This window comes from Nostocoides japonicum T1-X7 (genome assembly GCF_001046855.1).
GTDB lineage: Bacteria > Actinomycetota > Actinomycetes > Actinomycetales > Dermatophilaceae > Nostocoides > Nostocoides japonicum.
On sequence record NZ_HF570958.1, the window covers coordinates 4,630,589 to 4,633,440 of the forward strand.

1 protein-coding gene is annotated in these 2,852 nt (G+C 74.3%); it reads left to right on the plus strand.

Going from position 1 to position 2,852, the window contains the following annotated elements:
• Positions 1–658 precede the first annotated feature (658 nt).
• On the plus strand, positions 659–2,852 hold a 2,194-nt coding region (locus BN12_RS21040), incomplete at its 3' end, for a chromosome segregation SMC family protein (RefSeq protein ID WP_048555521.1).

The window sequence follows — 2,852 nt, forward strand, 5'->3', positions numbered from 1 at the left end:
GTCTGGGGACGACATCAACTCGGCACGTGCGGGGTTGGCGTGGTCGCTGAGCCGGCGGCCGCGGAGGTCGAGCGCCTGCCGTGAGGGGTTGACCGTTGCGCGAGTCCTTGTGGGGAAGCTGGTCAGGGTCAGGGCTCGGGTCAGTTTCCCCACAAGGACTTGGTGGGTCGTTCCTGGTCCTGGGGTGCTCGGGTGGTCGGCAGGTGCGGGGTTGTCGTGGTTTCTTTCGTGTTCTGACCACGGAAAGCTCACACCTGCCGGGGAGGGGTGGGGGGGTGTGTGCACGTGCCGAGAAGATGTCGTCAGTCGAGTCTCGGGACAGCATCAGCTCGGCACGTGCGGGGTTGTCGTGGTCTCGAGCGTCGGCGGACCACGACAAGCCCGCACCTGCCGAGCAAGGGAGGCCGCACGCCGACCCGCCACGTAGTCCCGCGCCGACCTGCCGCGCAGTCCCGCGAATCACTTCGAAACTCCTCCATCACTAGAGTCCCACGAGCCACTCGAGCCACAGGCAACGCCGGGCGATGTGCGGTCACGGGCGAGACCGGTGCCCGCAGGTATCGTGAGCGCCGACCGTCCCTGCCCACCGGTCCGCGCCGGGATCGCCCACCGACCACCGGCATCCGCGGCCGTCGGGTGCCGAGCGACCAGGAAGCCCGTGTACGTCAAGACGCTGACCCTCAAGGGGTTCAAGTCCTTCGCCTCGTCGACGACGATGCGTCTCGAGCCGGGCATCACGTGCATCGTCGGGCCGAACGGCTCGGGCAAGTCGAACGTCGTCGACGCGCTCGCCTGGGTCATGGGGGAGCAGGGCGCCAAGAGCCTGCGCGGCGGCAAGATGGAGGACGTCATCTTCGCCGGCACGGCCGGACGTCCGCCCCTCGGTCGCGCCGAGGTGAGCCTGACGATCGACAACGCCGACGGCGCGCTGCCCATCGACTACTCCGAGGTGACGATCACCCGGACGATGTTCCGCAACGGGGGCAGCGAGTATGCCCTCAACGGCACGACGTGCCGGCTCCTCGACGTCCAGGAGCTGCTCTCCGACAGCGGCATCGGCCGCGAGATGCACGTCATCGTCGGGCAGGGCCAGCTCGACGCCGTGCTCCGGGCCACGCCCGAGGAGCGGCGCGGCTTCATCGAGGAGGCGGCCGGGGTCCTCAAGCACCGCAAGCGCAAGGAGAAGGCGCTGCGGAAGCTGGAGACGATGGAGGCCAACCTCACCAGGGTCCAGGACCTCACGGCCGAGATCCGGCGCCAGCTCGGCCCCCTCGGGCGGCAGGCCGAGACGGCCCGCCGGGCGGTCGTCATCCAGGCCGACGCCCGTGACGCGCGGCTGCGTCTCCTCGCCGACGACCTCGCCCAGCTGACGGCGACGCTCGAGCAGGAGGCCGCCGACGAGAGCGCGCTCGTCGCGCGCCGGGCGGCGATCGAGGAGACCGTCCTCGGTCTGCGGGACCGGCTCACCGAGACCGAGGCGGCGGCCATGCGGGCGGCGCCCGAGCTCGCCGGGGTCCAGGAGCGCTGGCTGCGCTTCCGCTCGCTCGTCGACAAGCTCGAGACGACCGCCTCGGTGGCCGCCGAGCGGGTCCGGGTCCTCGCGGAGGACACCGCGGAGGAGACGACGACGGGCCGCGACCCCGAGGAGCTGCGCAGCCAGGCGGCGCAGGCCAGGGCGCAGGAGCAGGCCCTCCTCGCCGAGGCCGCCGACGCCAAGGCGGCCCTCGAGGCTGCGGTCGCGGCACGCGTCGCGGCGGAGGAGGCGTATGCCGTCGAGCAGCGCCGGGTCGCCGAGCTCGTCCGCGTCGCGGCGGACCGTCGCGAGGGACTGGCGCGCCTCACCGGCCAGGTGACCGCGAGGCAGAGCCGGATCGACACGCGTGCGGCGGAGATCGCGCGGCTCGAGTCGGCCGTCGAGGCCGCCCGCGCCCGCGCGGCGGAGGCGGAGCAGGAGTTCGCCGCCCTCGAGTCGACGGTCGCTGTCGACGAGGAGGGGGAGGAGGGACTCGACGCCGCCTACGAGGCCGCCGCCACCGCGCTCGAGCGCGCCGAGTCCGCCGTCGCCGCGCTGGAGGAGCAGGAGCGAGCGGCCGAGCGTGACCGGACGACGGCGCAGGCCCGGCTCGACGCCCTGCGGATCTCGCTGCGCCGCAAGGACGGCGCCGCCGCGCTCATCGAGCGGGCCGACGAGGGCAGCGGACTGCTCGGCGCCGTCGCGACCCTCATCAAGGTCGATGGCGGACACGAGGCTGCGGTCGCCGCGGCGCTCGGCTGGGCCGCCGAGGCCGTCGCCGTCGACTCCGCCGACGCGGCCCGACGGGCCGTCGGCTCGCTCCGGGACGCCGACGCAGGCACGGCCGGCCTCCTCGTGCCGGCGACCGCACCCGCCGTCGATCGTGGCGCCTGGCCCATCCTCCCCGATGGTGCCCGCTGGGCTGTCGACCTCGTCGACGCGGACACCACCGTCGCTCCCGCCGTCACGGCACTCCTCGAGCGCGTCGCCGTCGTGAGGACGCCCGGTGAGGCGGCCGAGCTCGCCGGCCGCGGCGACGGCGTGACCGCTGTGTCGGCGGAGGGCGACGTCTTCGGCCCGGGCTTCGCCCGCGGTGGCGGGGGCGGCGGAGACAGCCTCATCGAGCTGCAGTCGGCGGCCGACGACGCCGAGGCGGCCTGGGCCGACGCGGGTCGCCGGAGTGACCAGGCCCGGTTCGCCCTCGTCCCGGCGCGGGAGGTGGTGGCTGCCGCGAGCCGCGACGTCGACGCCGCCCTTGAGGAGCTGCACGCCTCCGACGCCCGGATGGCGGCGGTCGCCGAGCGACTCGGCACCCTCGGCGCGGCGGCCCGCGCCGCGC